Origin of the sequence: Aestuariibius insulae (assembly GCF_040783535.2) — a bacterium.
Taxonomy (GTDB): domain Bacteria; phylum Pseudomonadota; class Alphaproteobacteria; order Rhodobacterales; family Rhodobacteraceae; genus Aestuariibius; species Aestuariibius insulae.
Map to the genome: position 1 here is coordinate 516508 of NZ_JBFONW020000001.1, position 18352 is coordinate 534859.

Consider the following 18352-nt stretch of genomic DNA (forward strand, 5'->3'; position numbering starts at 1 on the left):
TGAGGAGGGGCGATGCTCTCGCGGGTCCTGAGCCTTCTCGGGCTCCTTCTGATCGCAGTGCTGATTGTGCTGTTGCTTGGTGGCTCGCCTCTTGTCTGGCAAGAAGTCGCTCCAAGCGGGCGCGAGCTAATCTGGCGAAGCGTCACAGGCATGATCGCCGCGGCGATGGTGCTGTTTCTTCTGGCCGCGCGGCTGGCGGGTAAGGACTGAGGAAAGGGCTGAGATGCTGTATCGTGAGGCAGGCGACTTCAAGACGTCCTATGTAGAGGATAGTCAGACCTTCCCGATTGCCTTTGATCGCTACAGGTACTGGGCGGTTCTGTTGGTCGCGTTTCTGGTCATTCCGCTTGTGATCGACGACTATTGGGCAAACGCTGTTTTCGTGCCGTTCTTGATCTATGCAATTGCAGCGATAGGGCTGAACATCCTTGTCGGCTATTGCGGTCAGGTTTCCTTGGGAACGGGCGGTTTCATGGCTGTGGGCGCCTACGCCTGCTACAAACTAATGACCGCGTTCCCGGATATTTCGATCGTGATCCATGTGATCCTTGCCGGGGGGATCACCGCGGCCGTGGGCGCGCTGTTCGGACTGCCAAGCCTTCGGATCAAGGGGTTTTATCTGGCTGTGGCCACGCTGGCGGCGCAGTTTTTTCTTGTCTGGCTCTTCAATAAGGTCTCGTGGTTCTACAACTACTCGGCCTCTGGTCAGATCAGCGCGCCGGAGCGGAGCGTTTTTGGTATCGCGGTGACGGGTGCGCAGGTTGCGCCTTGGGCCCAATACATGATTTGTCTCGTCTTCTGCACAGTGTCTGCCATCATCGCGCGTAATCTGACGCGTGGATCGACAGGGCGTAAATGGATGGCGATCCGCGACATGGACATCGCCGCCGAGATCATCGGAGTGAACCCCTTGCGCGCCAAACTGAGCGCTTTCGCGGTATCATCGTTCTTCGTCGGCATATCGGGGGCTCTCTTTTTCGCGGTCTACTTGGGGGCGGTCGAGGTTGGTGAAGCCTTCGGGATCCAGAAGAGTTTTCTCGTCCTTTTCATGATCATCATCGGCGGGCTTGGCTCGATCTTCGGCTCTTTCGCGGGGGCGGCTTTTATGGTGCTTTTGCCCGTTGCCTTGAAGGTGGTCGGTGTCGACTGGCTCGGATTTCCGACGGACACTGTCGCGCATTTCCAGCTGGTCATCGTCGGAGCGCTCATCATGATCTTTCTGATCGCGGAGCCGCATGGGCTGGCTCAGCTCTGGCGTCTGACGAAGGAAAAACTGCGATTATGGCCGTTCCCGTATTGAGGAGCGGCTCAAGACGAAGGCGCGCAAAGACGCGCACGAAACGAACGAATGGAAAATCCACTTGGGAGGATACGGACATGAAAAGATTGACAACAGCTGTTCTGGCAGGAGCGGTTCTTGCGGGGCCGGTTGCGGCGGATCTAGTGATCCCCGATCTGAGCTATCGCACCGGGCCCTATGCGGCGGGCGGCATCCCGTTCTCGGACGGGTACCAGGATTACTTCACCCTTTTGAACGAGCGGGATGGCGGTATCGGCGGCGTTCCAGTTCGGGTTATCGAATGCGAGACGGGCTACAACACCGAGAAGGGCGTTGAGTGTTATGAGGCGACCAAAGGCGAGGGCGCTTTGGTCTATCAGCCGCTGTCGACCGGCATAACCTATCAGCTGATTCCCAAGGCCGCAGCGGATGGGATTCCGATCCATACAATGGGATACGGACGAACCTCGGCTGCAAACGGCGAGGTGTTCCGGAACGTATTCAACTACCCCGCTAATTATTGGGATGCTGCGTCGGTCGCCGTGAACCATCTGCTGGACGAAAACGGCGGATCTCTGGACGGCCAGACCATCGCTCTGGTCTATCACAATTCCGCTTACGGCAAGGAGCCGATCCGGACGCTCGAGGAGCTGTCAGCCAAGCATGGCTTCACGCTCAACACGATTGCGGTTGACCACCCGGGCCAGGAGCAGAAGTCGCAATGGCTACAGATCCGGCGTGAACGTCCTGACTATGTCCTGATGTGGGGCTGGGGTGTCATGAACCAGGTCGCTATTCAGGAAGCCGCGAACATTCGCTTCCCGATGGAGAACTTCATCGGAAATTGGTGGGCCGGTGCTGAGCACGACGTCACGCCAGCCGGTGCGGCTGCGAATGGCTACAAGTCGCTGAATATGAATGCCGTCGAGGATATGCCGATCTTCGAGGAGATCCAGAGCACAGTCATCGATGCAGGGATGAATGCAGGGGACGGCTCTAATCTGGGCTCGGTTCTTTACACACGCGGCATGTATGCCGCGATGCTTGCCGCTGAAGCGATTGCAAAGGCACAGGAGATCCATGGTGAGGCCGACATCACTCCGGCCATGATGCGCGATGGCATGGAGGCGCTCGAGATCACCGAGGCGCGGATGGCCGAACTTGGTATGCCAGGGATCGGGCCGGAATTCACGGTGTCTTGCTCCGATCACGGTGGATCGGGGATGGGACTGGTTCAGCAGTGGAATGCGGAAGAGGGGAATTGGGTGGTTCTGACGGACTACATCGCCCCCGATGAAGAGGTCATCGCGCCCTTAATCGAGGCGGACTCGATGGCTTTTGCGGAAGAGAACGGCATTACGCCAGGCTGCGAATAAAGCGCCAACTAAGCTAGGACGGGTGGCTGCTTTGTTAGCCGCCCGCCCTCATATGAGGAGATCTATCGATGTTGGACACGGACAAGACCGAAGCGGCGACGCTTCTCGATGTGAACAATATCGAGGTAATCTACAACCACGTCATCCTTGTCCTTAAAGGGGTGTCGCTATCCGTTCGGGAAGGCGGAATCACGGCGCTTCTCGGAGGAAACGGGGCAGGCAAAACCACAACGCTCAAGGCGATATCGAACCTTTTGCAGTCCGAGCGCGGGGAGGTGACGAAAGGCTCAATCCTGTACAAGGGGGACCGGATCCAGGATCTGTCGCCCTCTGACCTGGTCGAGCGAGGCGTCGTTCAGGTCATGGAAGGGCGACACTGCTTCGAGCATCTCACGATCGAGGAGAACCTTCTAACCGGGGCCTACACCCGTCGGGATGGCTCCGCCGCGATCAAGGCGGACCTTGATATGGTCTATGGCTATTTCCCAAGGCTTGAGGAGCGGCGGGGATCTCAGGCGGGATACACGTCGGGTGGTGAACAACAAATGTGCGCGATCGGACGGGCGCTGATGTCGAGACCGAAGATGATCCTTCTGGACGAGCCATCCATGGGGCTCGCTCCGCAGCTCGTTGAGGAGATCTTTGGCATCGTAAAGTCTTTGAACGAAGAACAGGGTGTCAGCTTTCTTCTTGCCGAACAGAACACCAACGTGGCCCTCCGGTTTTCCCACTATGGTTATATCCTCGAAAGTGGGCGGATTGTCATGGACGGACCTGCAGCGGAGTTGAGGGAAAATCCTGACGTGAAGGAATTCTACCTCGGCATGAGCGACGAAGGCCGTAAGTCCTTTCGCGATGTCCGTAGCTACCGCAGGCGTAAGCGCTGGCTGAGCTGACACTGTCTCAGCAGCGTAAAGACCCGTGCCGACGACCTCGAACGAACCTGATATTGGATAACGGCAAGGGGTGCTCCACATATCCCCCTATCCCGAGGGGGGAATGATGACGACTTACTTCGACGCATTCGAAACGCAGAGCCAGGACGAGCGCGAGGCGCGACAACTGGCGGGTCTGCGCCAGCAGATCGAGCGGGTTCGTGGCTTTGCGAAGAGCTGCCTTCCGGATATCGAGGTCAACGATCTCACAGATTTGAGGAAGTTCCCGGTTCTCAGAAAGTCGAAGCTCGCGTCTTGGCAGGCCGATGCACCGCCCTTCGGTGGGATTGAGGCGTCGAACGTCACGCATATCTTCCAGTCACCTGGCCCCATCTACGAGCCTGGAGGAACTAGCGCTGACTGGTGGCGTTTTGGCCGGTTCCTGCATGCGTGCGGGATCGGATCCGATGATATCATTCAGAACTGCTTTTCCTATCATCTCACGCCGGCGGGGCTGATGTTCGAGAATGGCGCGCGCACCGTCGGAGCGAAGATCCTTCCAGCGGGGATCGGACAAACCGCCCTTCAAGCGCGGGCCGCGCGAGATGTGGGCGTAACGGCTTATGCCGGAACGCCGGACTATCTGAAGGTTATTCTGGAGCAGGCCGATCAGGATGGGTTCGATCTCAAGATCGACAAAGCCGCGGTATCGGGAGGAGCGCTTTTCCCCTCTCTTCGCGCCTACTATGCGGATCGGGGTATCTCTTGCCTTCAATGCTATGCGACCGCCGATCTGGGACATATCGCATATGAAACCGAGCCCGATGCCGGAATGATCACAGATGAAGGCGTGATCCTCGAAATTGTCACTCCGGGTACAGGCGATCCAGTGCCGGAAGGCGAGGTTGGCGAGATTGTGGTGACGACCCTCAACCCGGACTATCCCCTCTTGCGCTTTGGCACTGGCGATCTTAGCGCAATTCTGCCGGGAGAGAGTGCCTGCGGGCGCACGAACCGGCGGATTAAGGGATGGATGGGCCGGGCCGACCAGACCACAAAGATCAAGGGCATGTTTGTCCGTCCCGAGCAGGTGGCCGATCTGGTAAAAGGACACGCCGCCATCGAACGTGTCCGAGTGATCGCAGATCGAGCAGGTGATGCCGATGTGATGGTCGTCCGCGTCGAAAGCGAAACACCGGACGACGGACAGTTCGCCGAAGCCGTTCAGGCGCATCTTAAGCTCAAAGGTCAAATCGAGGTGGTCCCCCCGGGTTCGCTGCCGAGAGACGGCATCGTTATTGAAGACAAACGGGTCTACGAGACCTGACAAAGACACGGAGATCGATATGAAGCGGATCGGACTGGCAGGCCTTTTGAGCCTTCTTCTAAGCGGCAGTCTTGCAGCTGACCAATCTGTGCTTCTCATCGGCACCGAACGATATCGGTATCTGAACAATGTCGCCGGTGGAACGAATGTCGTATCAGCCGCCGACACATTCGAAGATGCCGGGGCGCGCGTCCTGATTGCGGAAGACGGCGAGATATCCGTTATCCGAGATCGATTGGACGATTTCGCCGATGTCGTGAGCGAAACAGATGCTGTCCTGATCGCGATGGTTGGTCAGTTCGTCACCGACGGAACGCGGACTTGGTATTTGGCTCGAACCACCGGTACACCGGATCATTTGCTTGAAGCCGGGCAAGACGCAGTCTTGCTTGAAACGGTCCTGACCTATCTCGGCCAGCTTGAGGGCCCTTCGGTTCTCGCTTTGGGACTACGCCAGTCCGATGAGGACTATATCGACGGTCTGTCCCAAGGATTAGGCCCACTCGACGTTCCAGAGAATGTCACCGTGATCCGAGGCGGTCCCAATTATATCGCCGGTTTTCTGGGGGAAGAGATCGCGCAGCCCGGCCGAGATCTTGTCGAGGCCGTGACGGAAGCGGACGGCGCAAGCTTTATCGGGGAAGCGCCGGACCGGTTGGTCTTTGTCCCGAACCGGCCGTCCCGCGAGCGTGATAGGCCCAGAATTACATTGCGACCGGGGGATGACGAAGATCGGTCTGATGTCCTCCGGCTTGTGAACGAGCGGCGCGATGCCCGGGCGTGGGAGACTGCGTCCGAAAGCGATACGGTGGAGGCCTACCGCGCTTATCTCGATCAGTTTCCCCGCGGGCGACGTGCGACCGATGCTCGTATCGCCATCGACCGGATCCTCTCCCAGCCGGAGCGTCAGGCGAGGCTTGCCGAAGAGGCGCTCAACCTGTCGCGGGACGAGCGGCAGCAGATCCAGCGCGATCTGACGATCCTTGATTACAACACACGCGGGATCGACGGGATTTTCGGTCCCGGCACACGCGGAGCGATCACAAACTGGCAGCAGCAAAACGGGTTGGAGCAAAGCTCTTATCTTACGACGGTTCAGATCCGCCTGCTTCGCGAGCAAGCGCAACGGCGCAGCGATATTTTGGAAGCAGAGGCCCAGCGTGAACGCGAGCGCGTGGAGCAGGAAGATCGCGCCTACTGGCGGGAAACTGGCCGGAATGGAGGAGAAGGAGATCTTCGCCGTTATCTGGAGCGTTATCCAGACGGGCTTTTTGCTGATCAGGCGCGCGACCGCTTGAACCGGATAGAGGAAGACGCGCGCGCAACGGCCGCAGTCGAAGAGCGCCGTGTCTGGGACCGCTACCGCGAAGCGGATAGCGCGGCAGGCTACCGTGAATACCTTGAGCGCTACCCAAACGGCAGCTTCCGCGGACAGGCGCGAGAACGGCTGACTGCGCTTGAAAACGCTCAGTCTGGACAGGCGGATCGGGAACGCGCCGAAGCTCAAGAAAGAGCGCTTGGCCTCAATGCGATTACAGCGCGCCTGATCGAAGCCCGGCTTGCCGATCTCGGTCTGGAGCCGGGAGCCGTGGATGGCCGCTTTACCAACGATACCCGCCGGGCCTTGCGCCGATATCAAAGGTCGCGAAATCTGCCGGTAACCGGTTACATGAACGAGCCGACGGCGGTGCGCCTTCTTGCGGACAGTATCCTACGTTGACTTCTCATGCGGGATGAGACCGGCATTGCGGTCTTGTCCCGGATCAGGCGAAGTCTACGAACTTGTCGAACGGCATTTCACGCAACCTCTGGCCAGTTGCAGCAAAGATAGCGTTCGCCAAGGCGGGTGCGGCCGGTGGTACGCCCGGCTCTCCGATACCCTTGATCGTATCTCCGTTCTCCAGAATGCGTGTCTCGACCTTCGGACATTGATCGAACCGCATCGCAGGATAATCGGGGAAATTGGTCTGATCCGGCGCCCCCCCTTCCGTATAGGTCAGCTGGCAGTTCATCGCGTGACCCAGCCCAAAGATCATCCCGCCGGAAAGCTGTGCATCGATATTCTGCGGATCGAGCGCTGTGCCGACATCCGCAGCGGCAAAGCCGCGGTCCAGCCTCAGGCCCCGCTCGGTTTGTGTCACTTCGACCACCTGCGCGCAGGGCACTCCGAAGGATAGGCAAAAGCCCACACCGCGTCCCGATCCTTCCGGAAGCGGGCTGCCCCAGTTCGACATCTCAGCTACAGCTTCGAGCACTTTCCGGCTCGGCTCGTGCCAGCACAGGCGGATCCGTTCCTCCATCGGATCCAGGCCGGCGGCGTGGATCAGCTCGTCAAGAAAGCAGTCATGGAAGAACCCGTTGCCCGACGCCCCCACAGATCGCCAGGAGGACACTGGGGCGACTTCGGGTGCGCGGTGGCCGGTCATCCGGTAGTTCGGAATCGAAAACGGCTGATCCCAGCCGCCTGCAACGATTGCCACATCGGGCCCGGGAACGGTCAGGCCCAAGCGGCTGACCTGCGAGGCGACGACGGAGGGATAGGCAAAGGCTCCATCAAAGCTCTCGATCTGTCCGTCTGCAACGCGCCCTTTCATCCGGGCCATCCCCATAGGCCGGGGGTAGTCATGTGAAAAGTCTTCCTCGCGCGTCCAAGTCATTTTGACCGGGCGCCCATCGGCCTCCATGGCGAGTTCGACCGTCTGTGCAATAAAATCGAATTCAAGCCGCCGTCCGAAGGATCCCCCAGCTATCGTTGTGTGCAGGGTAATCGCGTTCTGTGACAGTCCGGTCAGATCCTTGGCGACATCAACTACGTAGGTCGGTACCTGCGTTCCCGCCCATATGTCGAGCTTGCCATCCCGCAGCCATGCTGTCGCGTTCATAGGCTCCAGCGGAGCGTGCGCAAGGAAGGGCACGCGATATTCCGCTTCGATCAGGGTCGAGGTCTCCGACCCGCTTTCGACATCACCATCATCTCGGAACCGGCTGTCGCGCGCTTCATCGGTAAAGCTCGCGGCAAGCGCCGTTGCCATGTCTTCGCTGGTCTCGGGATAGGGCGAAGGCGCCCAGTCAAATTCGATGAGCTCTGCCGCCCGGAATGCGGTCCAGGTTGTGTCAGCGAGCACACCGGCTCCAGTTTTCAAAGGAACGATCTTGACGACACCCTTCACATCTTGAGCTGCCGTGGCGTCATAGTTCAATGCTCCCGCACCTTGGGCCGGGTTGCTTCGCACGGTAGCGAAAAGCATGTCAGGCAACCGGATATCGATGCCGAACGGGGCGGTCCCGGTGATCTTCGGTACCATATCGAGACGAGGCTGGCTTTGCCCGAGATACCGCCAATTGGCACGCGACTTGAGCTCCACATCACTCGGGATATCGAAGGTCGCGGCATCTGCCGCTAGATCTTCATAGGCGATCCGCAGATCATTAGGGCCGACGACATGCCCCAACTCCGTCCACAGACTGCCTGCGACGACACTCTCGCGTTCGGCGGCGGCGCGGATCATGACGAGACGTGCAGCGGCCCCTGCCTGACGCATCTTTTCAAATGCGTCGGGGATCGATGTCGATCCACCGGTGATGTGTAACCCCATGAACTTGCCAACGACATCTCCTGCGCCGCGTGCGGTTCGGGCCATAAAACCGGTATCGGTCGCAGCGACAGGCATTCCTTCGGCAGAGACGACACCGTTGTAATAGGCAGGACTAGGCGGTCCATGGTCTGTTCTCACCTTTGCGAGATCGAGATCCATTTCCTCGGCGACCAGGGCCGCAAGGGTTGTTGTCGTTCCCTGACCCAGCTCTGTCCGGGGTGTTATGATGGTCACTCCATCCGCGTCGACCTTGATGTAGGGAGTGAGCGTCACCTCCCCCTCGGCAAGCTGGTTCTCGAGCGGATTGTCATAGGGGGTTCTGTAGCGCCAAACCCCGAACGCGACGCCCCCCGCGATGGCGGCCGAGCCGATCAGAAAAGTCCGTCGCGCGATCGATCCTATGCTCATGTCACGCATCCCTCATTTTCTGGGCCGCTGTCTTTACGGCCGCCCGGATCCGCGGATACGTCCCGCATCGGCAGAGATTGTTGCCCATAGCGGCGTCTATGTCCTCGTCGGTCGGATCCGCGACTTCCGCCAGAAAGGCAGCGGCTGTCATGATCTGGCCAGCCTGGCAGTACCCGCATTGTGCAACCTGATGCTCCTGCCAGGCTTCCTGTACGGGATGGAGTGCATCTGACGATCCGAGCCCTTCGATCGTCGTGATCGGTCCATCGACGTCTTGGATCTGCAATGAGCAGGATCGAACAGGTTGCGCGTCGATATGGACGGTGCAGGCCCCGCAATAGGCGATGCCACATCCGAATTTAGGACCAGTGATACCGAGGACATCCCTCAAAACCCAAAGAAGAGGCATTTCTGGGTCCACGTCGACATCATGGTCAGCACCATTGACAACGATTCTCATGATTATCCTCCTCTATGCGTGTCGAGTATGCCGCCGAGCCTGACTCTCTTCAAACCGGATTGGCAGGCTTTAACGTCTTGGCAACGAAAAAGGCCGCCCATTTCGGCGGCCTTCATCCAACTCAGCAAGCGAAGTTCTTACCCCTGACGGGCCTTGAACCGCCTCTGGGTTTTGTTGATGACGTAGACGCGGCCCTTGCGGCGCACGACACGGCAATCGCGATGGCGGTTTTTCAAAGACCGCAGCGAGTTCCTGACCTTCATGGCCGTCTCCTCATGTCGCGGCGCGGATCGCGCCAGTTACAAAGCCCCGATAGATCGAGGCGGCGAATATGGTGGGCGATACTGGGATCGAACCAGTGACCCCTTCGATGTCAACGAAGTGCTCTACCGCTGAGCTAATCACCCCATCCTCAGCGATGCCCGATGTCCCAAACGAAAAGGGACGCGGGGCAAACCGCGTCGGTCCGGCGGTCTATAGACGCGGCAGAAGAAGGGATCAAGGTCTTTTGGATCTTTCCGGTTCTGCGCTAGATTACAGTGCGTAAAGGGAGTGCCGATGACCGAATCCACCTGCCGGATCGAGCGACCAGTTCATCGGTCAACGAGCGTCGTATTTTCATCGCCACATAGTGGCCGATGTTATCCTTCCGATTTTATCGAGCAATCTCTCCTGAATGAGCAGGAGATCAGATCGTCCGAAGACGCGTTCATCGATACGCTTTTCGCACGCGCACCAGCCCAAGGGGCACCCTTGATCACCGCCCGTATGCCGCGCGCGTTTGTCGATCTTAATCGAGCGCCCGATGAGTTGGATCCGGCGCTGATCGGAGGAGTTCGCAAAAGCGGACATAATCCTCGGATCGCGAGCGGTCTTGGTGTGGTGCCGAGAGTGGTCGCCAATGGTCGCGCAATCTATCGCGGCAAGATTTCCTTGGACGAGGCGAAGGCGCGGGTGGATCAGGTCTGGCATCCTTACCACGATGGGCTTCAAACGTTGATCGATGAAAGTCGGTCACTCTTTGGGCATGCTATTCTTATCGACTGCCATTCGATGCCTCATGAGGCCATCGACTGCGTAAGCCAGCCCGGATTTCCACGTCCCGATGTCGTTCTCGGCGATCGATTTGGGGCCTCTGCCGGGCAAAACATCATCGATCGGATCGAAGCTGTCTTCACCAATGCAGGCTTGCGCGTTGTTCGGAACATGCCATTTGCCGGGGCCTACATAGTCCAGCAATACGGTCGCCCGTCGAGGGCTCAGCACGCTGTTCAGATCGAGATTGATCGCGCTCTTTACATGGATGAGGCGCGGATTGTTCCGAACGAGAACTTCGCTGGCTTTCAGAAATTGATCGACGAGGTCATAGTCGATATTTGTGACATTGGCCGTATCGAGCATAAAATGGCGGCGGAGTAGCTACCTCAGACTACGGCCTTTCAAGATCGCATCAGAGCCGAACCTGTCACGAATGGCATCTGTTGCGCGTTCCGCCTTTGTCCGGATCTCAGCTTGCGGATCTAGGAGATCTCCGCTCAGGTCAGCGGTATCGGCGGACACGAGATCCGAGATCCCGACGCCAAGAAGACGGTAGGGCCCTTCCGCCCCGGTCTGATCGAACAAAGCCCGCGCTGTTCGGTAGATCAGGTCCGCGAGCTGTGTCGGGTGACGAAGCGAGACGCGCTTGCTGAGCAGTTTATGGTTCGCCTTCTTCAGTTTGAGCGTGACGACGCGCCCTGCGATGTCTTTTGCTTTTGCGCGTGAGGAAACCTTCTCTGCCATGCGCCAGATATGACCATCGAGAATGTCGGGATCGTTGGTATCCACGCGAAAGGTTGTCTCGTTGGACAGACCCTTGACCGGCCGATTAGCAGAGACAGAGCGATAGTCAAGGCCGCGCGCGAGATGCCAAAGGCGATCTCCCATTCCGCCAAAGCGGCTCCGCAGATCCTTGATATCCCATCGGTGAAGGTCATCAAACGTGCGAATTCCGGCCTTTTCGAGGGTTTCCTGTGCTGCGGGGCCGATTCCCCAGATAAGGCGAACGGATTTCGGGCGAAGGAAGCTCTCTGTTTCTTCTTTCCCGATAACTGCAAATCCATGCGGCTTATCGAGATCGGAAGCGACCTTTGCCAGAAACTTGTTATGCGACAACCCGATGGAGCCTGTGAGGCCGAGTTCGGACTTCATCCTCTTGACGAGAAGCGCCAGCATCTTAACCGGAGGCGCACCATGCAACTTGGCCGTTCCCGTCAGGTCCATGAAAGCTTCATCAAGTGAAAGCGGTTCGACCGCAGGCGTCAGATCATCCATCATCGCCCTTATCGCGCGAGATGCCTCAACGTAGGCATCGAAGCGTGGTCGGACGATGACCGCGTCCGGACACAGCTTGAGCGCCTTGAACATAGGCATCGCGGACTTTACGCCCCGGATCCGCGCGACATAGCACGCGGTCGAAACCACACCGCGTCTGCCGCCGCCGATAATAACGGGTTTGTCGGCAAGATCGGGGTTGTCTCGCTTTTCGACGCTGGCGAAGAAGGCATCACAATCCATATGCGCTATGGAAAGATCATAAAGTTCTGGATGTGAAAGGCAGCGCGGCGACCGGCAAACCGGACAGCGAGAGCCGGTATCGAAGGTGTTCAGACAATCACGGCAGAGGGCAGGCATAGTGCGATTTAGGTCCCAAAAATCAGAGCGGATATGCAACGCCCGGTCAGCACCGGGGCTTCATCTGTTCGAAGTGAACGGAGCATGAACGAAAACGAGGAAGAGTTCCACGGCGCAAAGGTCGCTGTCTTTATAGCAGATAAGCTCGTGGTGATATTGCGGGACGATCGTGCTGACATTCCCTATCCGAACATGTGGGATTTTCCGGGGGGAGGGCGAGAGCGGCTCGAGACGCCCGAGGAGACCGCAATTCGCGAAACGCGGGAGGAAATCGGTTTGTCTTTAGAAGCGGAGCAGCTTGTCGGACGAAGCGATTATTTCACCGAAAGGGGCAACAGGCTGTTCTTCTTTGCGGTCCACTTGAGCGCCGAAGCAAGTCATAGCCTTGCACTGGGCGATGAAGGGCAACGGCTGGAACTGGTCAGTGCTGAGGAGTTCTTGGCCCTGCCTGATGCCATTGATTTCATGAAGTCGAAGTTATCAAGCTATCTACGAATGCAGACCGGATGAGCAACTGCGTCAGCCCGCTGACGCGGGTGACGACACCCGCCCACCCGGCCTCGCATCGCATTGCTCCAAAGCCGTGCCTTGTCCGCACCGTGTCCTTGCGCCAAGGTAACTCCCAGACGGATCGAAGACATCCGCATCAGGGAGATGACAGATATGAACTGGAAAATGACAGCGGCCATCGCGGGCCTGACCGTAAGCTTCGCCGGAGAGACCTTCGCCGAGCAATGGAATGTGTCCCTCTGGGGTAAGCGCCGAGCTTTCACCGAACATGTGGAAAAGCTCGCAGAACTCGTGAGCGAAAAGACCGATGGGGAATTTACTCTAAATATTTCTTACGGTGGTTTGAGCAATAATCGCGAAAACCTTGACGGGATATCGATTGGTGCATTCGAGATGGCCCAGTTCTGCGCAGGGTATCATGCGGACAAGAACCGGGCGATCACAGTGCTCGAACTGCCGTTCCTCGGTGTTGAAACGTTGGAGCAGGAGCGCGAGATTTCCCAGGCGGTCTATGAACACCCCGCGGTCGTCGAAGAGATGGCCCAATGGAACGCGACGCTTCTCATGCCTTCTCCATTGCCGCAGTACAATCTTGTCGGCGTTGGAGATGCACCGCAGACCCTGTCCGATTTCGAAGGGCTGAGCGTGCGCGCGACGGGCGGAATCGGTGCGGCGATGGAGACGGTTGGCGCGGTTCCGACCTCGATGTCGGCAACGGAAGTGCGTCAGGCGATGGATTCGGGCGTGGTGAAGGCGGTGAGTTTTGCGCCCCACGCGCATATGTCTTTTGGAACGGTCGAAAATGCGACCTACTGGACAACGAACCTGAACCCGGGAACTGTGAACTGTCCGGTCGTGGTCAACACCGATGCCTTCGAAGGCCTGTCGGATGCCCATCGCGAAGCGTTGATAGGATCCGTCGACGAGGCGCTTGATTATTATCTCGACTATTATGCGAACAACACGATGGAGGCTTGGGGTCCTCTTCTCGAAGAGAAGGGTATTACGCAGGTCACATTTTCGGATGAGGAGCTAGCGGCCTTTGAAGAGGCGGCAGCTGCCCCGGCAGCGCAGGCCTGGATCGAGGAGAACTCTGCGGCGGGACTTCCCGCGCAAGAGCTATACGATCTCGTCACAGGCATGGTTTCCGGCGAGAGCTGATCGAGATGGGCCCCGGACATGCTCCGGGGCCTCTCTTCCTTTGACTGAAGGAGACCCCGAATGGCGGGAGCGGCCTCGGTGCTCGAGGATGGATCGGTCTTAAGCCGGCTCGACCGGGGTCTTTTCCGATTCGAGACGATGCTCGCCTTGGTCAGCGGGCTGGCGGTCTTTGCGCTTATGATCCTTGCCGTCATCTCAGTCGCAGGGCGGAATTTTCTGAACTCGCCGGTGCCGGGCTACGTAGACTGGATCGAACAGGCAATGCCCCTGATTGCATTCATGGGAGTGGCGTATACCCAAAGGCTCGGCGGCCATATCCGAATGGACATCTTCGTCGGTGCGCTGAAAGGGCGGTTCCTTTGGGCGGTGGAGTTTTTGACGACGCTCCTCGTCCTTGTGCTCATGCTATTGCTGGTCTGGGGATCATGGTCGCATTTCGAACGGTCTTTCGACTTCGGGGCTCCTCTTTGGAGCAGCGACAGCTCGATGGATATCGGTCTTCCGATCTGGCCAGCAAAGCTCTTGGCCCCAGTGGCCTTTGGCGTGCTGTGCCTTCGTCTTGCCTTGCAGCTTTGGGGCTATGGCCGAGGGTTTATCCTTGGTCTGAGCGAACCTGTCGCAGTACCGCTTGTCGAGAGCGCTGCCGAAATCGCAGCGCGCGAGGCGGCGACCGTGTCGGGTAACGACTGATGGATCCTCTTGAGATTGGCCTTTGGGTTACCGGTGGGCTGCTTGTCTTGGTCGTTCTCGGGATGCGCGTCGCCTTCGCCGCAGCAGGTGCGGGCTTGATCGGGCTGATCTGGATCTTTTGGGCGCGCAAGGATTTCGCGGGAGACGAGTTCTTTTGGGCGCTTGAAGTCGCAACAAAGACTGCGGGGCAAGTCCCCCATTCCAAGGTATCGAGCCAGGCTCTGAGCCTTATACCCACCTTTATCCTTATTGGATATCTGGCCTACTACGCGGGTCTGACCAAGGCTCTGTTCGAGGCGGCCAAGCGCTGGGTCGGATGGCTGCCCGGAGGGCTTGGTGTCTCCACGGTATTCGCGACGGCAGGGTTTGCGGCCGTGTCTGGAGCGAGTGTCGCGACTGCGGCGGTTTTCGCACGGATTGCGATCCCGGAGATGCTCAAGATCGGCTATGACAAGAGGTTCGCGGCGGGCGTTGTCGCTGCGGGCGGGACACTCGCATCGCTCATCCCGCCATCCGCAATCCTCGTGATTTACGCGATCATCGTGGAGCAGGACGTGGGTAAGCTGCTGCTTGCCGGATTTCTGCCCGGTATCTTCTCGGCTTTCGTGTACGGTGGATTGATCGTGGGTCTTGCGCTGGTGCTCAAGAACTTCGGACCGCCGGTTGGCGGGTTCACCTGGCGCGAGAGGATCGTCTCTCTGGGACCGGCTTTTCCGATCTTCTTTGTCGTCATCATCATTTTGTTTTTTGTATACAATCCGATCCCGGCCGCGGTGACACTCTTCGGTGTAGAGGTGCCGACCTATATCGGCGGCGATGCATGGGGCACTCCGACCGAAGGCGGGGCGCTTGGAGCCTTCGTTGTTCTGCTGATGGCGTTGGCGCGCGGAATGCGCTGGCCCGAGCTGAAATCGGCACTTTTGGAGACAGCGAAACTTAGCGTGATGATCTTCACGATTATCTGGGGGGTCCTGATCTACGTCCGCTTTCTCGGGTTTGCCGACCTGCCGGGTGCTTTCTCGGACTGGATCACGTCACTCGAGCAGTCTCCGATGCTGACGCTGGTCATGATCTTGTTGGCCTATGCGATCCTTGGCATGTTCATGGACGCGATCGGGATGCTGCTGCTGACGCTGCCGGTTGTATATCCCGCGGTCATGGCTCTCAACGGGGGAGAGAGCGTGACCGCTGCCGAAAGCGCATTCGGGATGTCCGGCCCGATGTGTGCCATCTGGTTCGGGATCCTCGTGGTCAAGATGGCAGAGTTCTGTTTGATTACACCGCCAATCGGGCTCAACTGCTTCGTGGTGGCCGGTGTGCGCGACGATCTTAGTGTGGGTGACGTCTTCAGGGGCGTGACGCCATTCTTTATTGCCGATGGCGTGACGATCGCGTTGTTGGTCGCATTTCCGTCTATCGTCCTTTGGCTGCCATCTCAGATTTGATGGTGCAGAACGGTGGAACCGTCGGTTTGCGGGCACCTGACCGAGTACAATGTCTCACAATAGTAACTTGATCGAGTTTAAAGTCTGACTTGGATCGCCAGCTTTCAATCCGTCTGCATTCTGACGGTTGTGGCGCGTTCATCGAGAGCAACTTAGTCTGACAGCATATGCCTCCTCGACGGCACCTCGTTAGCTTCCAGATTCTCCCCATTGGACCGTCAAGCGACTCACCTCAGCTTACCTCGGACACGAAATTCCAAAGCATCTCATATTCGATGTCCTCGTTGGAGGATTAGTCTGGATGGTTCAACCTGCGTTGCCCGGTCACCTGACAGCAAGGTGATGAGCAGGGGCGTCGGGTCTGCCTTATCTTGCCTAAAATGCCTTTGCGCATTGGCGCAAATGCGCTGGCATCGTTTGACTTCTTCTTAAACTGGCGTCCCTTTCAGACAGGTCTCACGCTTTGGTTTTCTATAGACCGTTACGACCTGATTCAGGGAGATGCTGTGCCGTGCAAGAAACTGATATTGTCATTCGTGCCTTGCGAGCTTGGGTCAAGATGGCCAAATCGCTTCGACTTCGTCCGGATGCGTTTGCCCACACGGTTGTGACGGAGCGCCATCAAGAACAGTTCAGCTGGTGTGTGCTACGTCTCGAAGACGGCCAACAAACGTTCTACATCAAAAAATTCGTAGGTGACCGGTCGGATACGCAGCTTCGACGCATCTTGACGGCTATCTCTGCAGCGAAAGAGGCACTCGAACCGCTTTCCAATCTGGAGGTCGTTGATGTTGTTGCTGTTCAGGAAAAAGCTGCCGCCATTTTGACAAGCAGCGTTGATGGAATGCTGCTGAGTTCCTTCGACCCTGTCGAGCAGCTTGGTAAAGCGGCCTACCTGCGAACGGGGGCTTGGCTGAAGGGGCTACACCGGCAAACCACGGAACAGCCGGAAGATATCAATTTTCGTCAGGTTGAGAGGAACCTCAATCGTTGTGCGGATGTCATCGACATCGCCTATGCCTCGCGTTTTCAAGCTTTATCTCGGGAAACGAGGGATCTTCTCGAAGATTTATCGCTCGCATGGGTGCCGCGGTCACGCATCCACGGCGATGCACATGCAGGCAACTTTTTGATCCAAGGTCAAACCGTTACGGCGATCGATCTGGAACGCGTTGCCCTGTCTTACCCCGCAATGGACTTGGCCAATATTGTCGTGACGTCCGTAATGGAGAAGGGATGCGAGCCTCGCGACGTCATGGATCCATTGGCCGAAGGGTATGCTCCAAGCGGCGATGTTCTGCAGACACTGCCTCTTTTTCTTCGGCTTGCTTTGCTGCGGCGCTGGAGCCGTCTCTCTCAAACAAGAATCCTAACAGATCGAGGGGCATTGCGCTGGATGGACCGCCTCCTTTTCCTTCGGTCAAAGCTGGGTGCTGTGATCTGAAGTTATGTGTCGGCGCAGGCACAATCTTTGTACCACCAATCTTCTGAGGCCGTTGATTTACCAGAGAAACATCATGGGGCCAGTGCGCTGAAAGCGGGAATACTGGGTGTTGTCGCTGTGCATCTGCCGACGGGAAAGATGCCTGCGCTTCCCTTGGAAAATCTTTAAAATGGCACAATCGGCTCATATCTGCCTTTGACATAACAAGGGGAAAGATATGGATTTTGAACAAATTATTAGCCGTTTGATCGGCGAGAACATCGTCCTGATCCTGCTGGCTATTCTGATCATAGTCGGTATTGCAGCCGCCGTTCGGATCGTGCCGCAGTCCGAAAAGCATGTCGTTGAGCGGTTTGGACGTTTGCGGGCCGTCTTGGGGCCGGGCATCAACATCATCATTCCGTTTCTTGATCGGATTGCCCACAAAATCTCGATCCTCGAACGCCAGCTGCCCACGATGACGCAGGATGCGATCACGTCCGACAACGTGCTGGTCCAGGTCGACACGTCCGTTTTTTATCGCATTACCGAGCCGGAAAAGACGGTCTACCGGATCCGCGATGTGGATGGCGCAATCTCGACCACGGTCGCTGGCATGGTTCGGAGCGAGATTGGGCGGATGGAGCTTGACCAAGTGCAGTCGAACCGCTCGCAGCTGATCATGGCCATTCAGGAACAGCTCGAGGCGCAGGTCGATGATTGGGGGATCGAGGTGACGCGAGCTGAAATTCTGGACGTAAACCTCGATCAGGCAACGCGCGATGCGATGCTGCAGCAGCTCAATGCGGAGCGTGCGCGGCGGGCTGCTGTGATGGAGGCCGAAGGCCAAAAACGGTCGGTTGAACTGGCCGCGGATGCAGAGCTTTACTCGGCGGAGCAGATCGCGAAGGCCCGCCGTATCCAGGCCGATGCCGAAGCCTATGCGACGCAAGTCGTGGCCGTCGCTATTGCAGAGAACGGCCTTGAAGCGGCACAATATCAGGTAGCGCTCAAACAGGTGGAGGCGCTGACGGCCTTGGGCCAGGGCAACGGCAAGCAGACCATCGTGGTGCCGGCTGATGCCATTCAGGCCTTTGGCAATGCTTTCAACATGTTAAAAGGACGTTAA

The 18352-nt window shown here is 57.9% G+C and carries 17 protein-coding genes and 1 tRNA gene; 13 read left to right on the forward strand and 5 right to left on the reverse strand.

Translation table 11 applies throughout. The features are described 5' to 3' along the window. Positions 1-12 precede the first annotated feature (12 nt). The 6 genes from AAD018_RS02465 (at position 13) to AAD018_RS02490 (ending at position 6577) form a co-directional block, all read left to right on the forward strand. Positions 13-210 carry a hypothetical protein gene (locus tag AAD018_RS02465; protein ID WP_367313710.1) on the forward strand — a complete coding sequence of 66 codons (198 nt, stop codon included), beginning with the start codon at positions 13-15 and terminating at the stop codon, positions 208-210. 13 nt (positions 211-223) lie between these two features. Continuing rightward, positions 224-1300, forward strand: a complete 1077-nt coding sequence (locus AAD018_RS02470; protein WP_367313709.1) for a branched-chain amino acid ABC transporter permease — start codon at positions 224-226, stop codon at positions 1298-1300. Positions 1301-1377: 77 nt separating this feature from the next. Further along, positions 1378-2655: an ABC transporter substrate-binding protein gene (locus AAD018_RS02475; protein WP_367313708.1), complete on the forward strand. Its 1278-nt coding sequence runs from the start codon at positions 1378-1380 to the stop codon at positions 2653-2655. A gap of 68 nt (positions 2656-2723) precedes the next feature. Next, on the forward strand, positions 2724-3551 hold the full coding sequence (locus tag AAD018_RS02480; RefSeq protein ID WP_367313707.1) for an ABC transporter ATP-binding protein: 828 nt from the start codon (positions 2724-2726) through the stop codon (positions 3549-3551). Between the two features lie 106 nt (positions 3552-3657). Next, positions 3658-4857, forward strand: coding sequence for a phenylacetate--CoA ligase family protein (locus AAD018_RS02485; RefSeq protein WP_367314216.1), 1200 nt, complete (start codon positions 3658-3660; stop codon positions 4855-4857). Between the two features lie 19 nt (positions 4858-4876). Further along, entirely contained in the window at positions 4877-6577 is a 1701-nt protein-coding gene (locus AAD018_RS02490; RefSeq protein WP_367313706.1) for a peptidoglycan-binding domain-containing protein, read from the forward strand. 43 nt (positions 6578-6620) lie between these two features. Here the strand turns inward: AAD018_RS02490 and AAD018_RS02495 are convergent, their stop codons facing one another. The 4 genes from AAD018_RS02495 to AAD018_RS02510 form a co-directional block, all read right to left on the reverse strand. Beyond that, positions 6621-8861 carry a xanthine dehydrogenase family protein molybdopterin-binding subunit gene (locus AAD018_RS02495; RefSeq protein WP_367313705.1) on the reverse strand — a complete coding sequence of 747 codons (2241 nt, stop codon included), beginning with the start codon at positions 8859-8861 and terminating at the stop codon, positions 6621-6623. A 1-nt stretch (position 8862) separates the two neighbouring features. Continuing rightward, positions 8863-9321, reverse strand: a complete 459-nt coding sequence (locus AAD018_RS02500; RefSeq protein WP_367313704.1) for a (2Fe-2S)-binding protein — start codon at positions 9319-9321, stop codon at positions 8863-8865. Between the two features lie 137 nt (positions 9322-9458). After that, the gene (gene ykgO, locus AAD018_RS02505; protein WP_005850168.1) at positions 9459-9584 is read right to left on the reverse strand and encodes a type B 50S ribosomal protein L36; all 126 of its coding nucleotides are present in this window, start codon (positions 9582-9584) and stop codon (positions 9459-9461) included. 69 nt (positions 9585-9653) lie between these two features. Further along, positions 9654-9728, reverse strand: a tRNA-Val gene (locus tag AAD018_RS02510). Between the two features lie 151 nt (positions 9729-9879). On the opposite strand from AAD018_RS02510, the gene AAD018_RS02515 reads away from it, so the two are divergent. Beyond that, entirely contained in the window at positions 9880-10740 is an 861-nt protein-coding gene (locus tag AAD018_RS02515) for an N-formylglutamate amidohydrolase (protein WP_367313703.1), read from the forward strand. Here the strand turns inward: AAD018_RS02515 and AAD018_RS02520 are convergent, their stop codons facing one another. Further along, a complete protein-coding gene (locus AAD018_RS02520) occupies positions 10741-11994 on the reverse strand; it encodes a DNA polymerase IV (RefSeq protein ID WP_367313702.1) in 1254 nt (417 codons plus the stop codon). An 84-nt stretch (positions 11995-12078) separates the two neighbouring features. Between AAD018_RS02520 and AAD018_RS02525 the strand changes: the two genes are divergently transcribed. From AAD018_RS02525 to AAD018_RS02550, 6 genes are all read left to right on the forward strand, one after another. Next, positions 12079-12504 carry an NUDIX domain-containing protein gene (locus AAD018_RS02525; RefSeq protein ID WP_367313701.1) on the forward strand — a complete coding sequence of 142 codons (426 nt, stop codon included), beginning with the start codon at positions 12079-12081 and terminating at the stop codon, positions 12502-12504. Positions 12505-12657: 153 nt separating this feature from the next. Then, positions 12658-13665, forward strand: a complete 1008-nt coding sequence (gene dctP / locus AAD018_RS02530; protein ID WP_367313700.1) for a TRAP transporter substrate-binding protein DctP — start codon at positions 12658-12660, stop codon at positions 13663-13665. A gap of 60 nt (positions 13666-13725) precedes the next feature. After that, complete coding sequence (locus tag AAD018_RS02535) at positions 13726-14355, forward strand: TRAP transporter small permease subunit (protein ID WP_367313699.1); 630 nt, start codon at positions 13726-13728, stop codon at positions 14353-14355. Then, on the forward strand, positions 14355-15800 hold the full coding sequence (locus AAD018_RS02540; protein ID WP_367313698.1) for a TRAP transporter large permease: 1446 nt from the start codon (positions 14355-14357) through the stop codon (positions 15798-15800). Before AAD018_RS02535 ends, AAD018_RS02540 begins: the two co-directional genes overlap by 1 nt. A gap of 511 nt (positions 15801-16311) precedes the next feature. Continuing rightward, positions 16312-17244, forward strand: coding sequence for a phosphotransferase family protein (locus tag AAD018_RS02545; RefSeq protein ID WP_367313697.1), 933 nt, complete (start codon positions 16312-16314; stop codon positions 17242-17244). Between the two features lie 217 nt (positions 17245-17461). Continuing rightward, positions 17462-18352 (forward strand): SPFH domain-containing protein, encoded by an 891-nt coding sequence (locus AAD018_RS02550; protein ID WP_367313696.1) that lies wholly within the window; start codon positions 17462-17464, stop codon positions 18350-18352.

Excerpts from the sequence above, each read along its gene's own strand:
- AAD018_RS02465 (WP_367313710.1), top strand. The coding sequence starts at position 13 with ATGCTCTCGCGGGTCCTGAGCCTTCTCGGGCTCCTTCTGATCGCAGTG.
- AAD018_RS02470 (WP_367313709.1), top strand. The coding sequence starts at position 224 with ATGCTGTATCGTGAGGCAGGCGACTTCAAGACGTCCTATGTAGAGGAT.
- AAD018_RS02475 (WP_367313708.1), top strand. The coding sequence starts at position 1,378 with ATGAAAAGATTGACAACAGCTGTTCTGGCAGGAGCGGTTCTTGCGGGG.
- AAD018_RS02480 (WP_367313707.1), top strand. The coding sequence starts at position 2,724 with ATGTTGGACACGGACAAGACCGAAGCGGCGACGCTTCTCGATGTGAAC.
- AAD018_RS02485 (WP_367314216.1), top strand. The coding sequence starts at position 3,658 with ATGACGACTTACTTCGACGCATTCGAAACGCAGAGCCAGGACGAGCGC.
- AAD018_RS02490 (WP_367313706.1), top strand. The coding sequence starts at position 4,877 with ATGAAGCGGATCGGACTGGCAGGCCTTTTGAGCCTTCTTCTAAGCGGC.
- AAD018_RS02495 (WP_367313705.1), bottom strand. The coding sequence starts at position 8,861 with ATGAGCATAGGATCGATCGCGCGACGGACTTTTCTGATCGGCTCGGCC.
- AAD018_RS02500 (WP_367313704.1), bottom strand. The coding sequence starts at position 9,321 with ATGAGAATCGTTGTCAATGGTGCTGACCATGATGTCGACGTGGACCCA.
- ykgO (WP_005850168.1), bottom strand. The coding sequence starts at position 9,584 with ATGAAGGTCAGGAACTCGCTGCGGTCTTTGAAAAACCGCCATCGCGAT.
- AAD018_RS02515 (WP_367313703.1), top strand. The coding sequence starts at position 9,880 with ATGACCGAATCCACCTGCCGGATCGAGCGACCAGTTCATCGGTCAACG.
- AAD018_RS02520 (WP_367313702.1), bottom strand. The coding sequence starts at position 11,994 with ATGCCTGCCCTCTGCCGTGATTGTCTGAACACCTTCGATACCGGCTCT.
- AAD018_RS02525 (WP_367313701.1), top strand. The coding sequence starts at position 12,079 with ATGAACGAAAACGAGGAAGAGTTCCACGGCGCAAAGGTCGCTGTCTTT.
- dctP (WP_367313700.1), top strand. The coding sequence starts at position 12,658 with ATGAACTGGAAAATGACAGCGGCCATCGCGGGCCTGACCGTAAGCTTC.
- AAD018_RS02535 (WP_367313699.1), top strand. The coding sequence starts at position 13,726 with ATGGCGGGAGCGGCCTCGGTGCTCGAGGATGGATCGGTCTTAAGCCGG.
- AAD018_RS02540 (WP_367313698.1), top strand. The coding sequence starts at position 14,355 with ATGGATCCTCTTGAGATTGGCCTTTGGGTTACCGGTGGGCTGCTTGTC.
- AAD018_RS02550 (WP_367313696.1), top strand. The coding sequence starts at position 17,462 with ATGGATTTTGAACAAATTATTAGCCGTTTGATCGGCGAGAACATCGTC.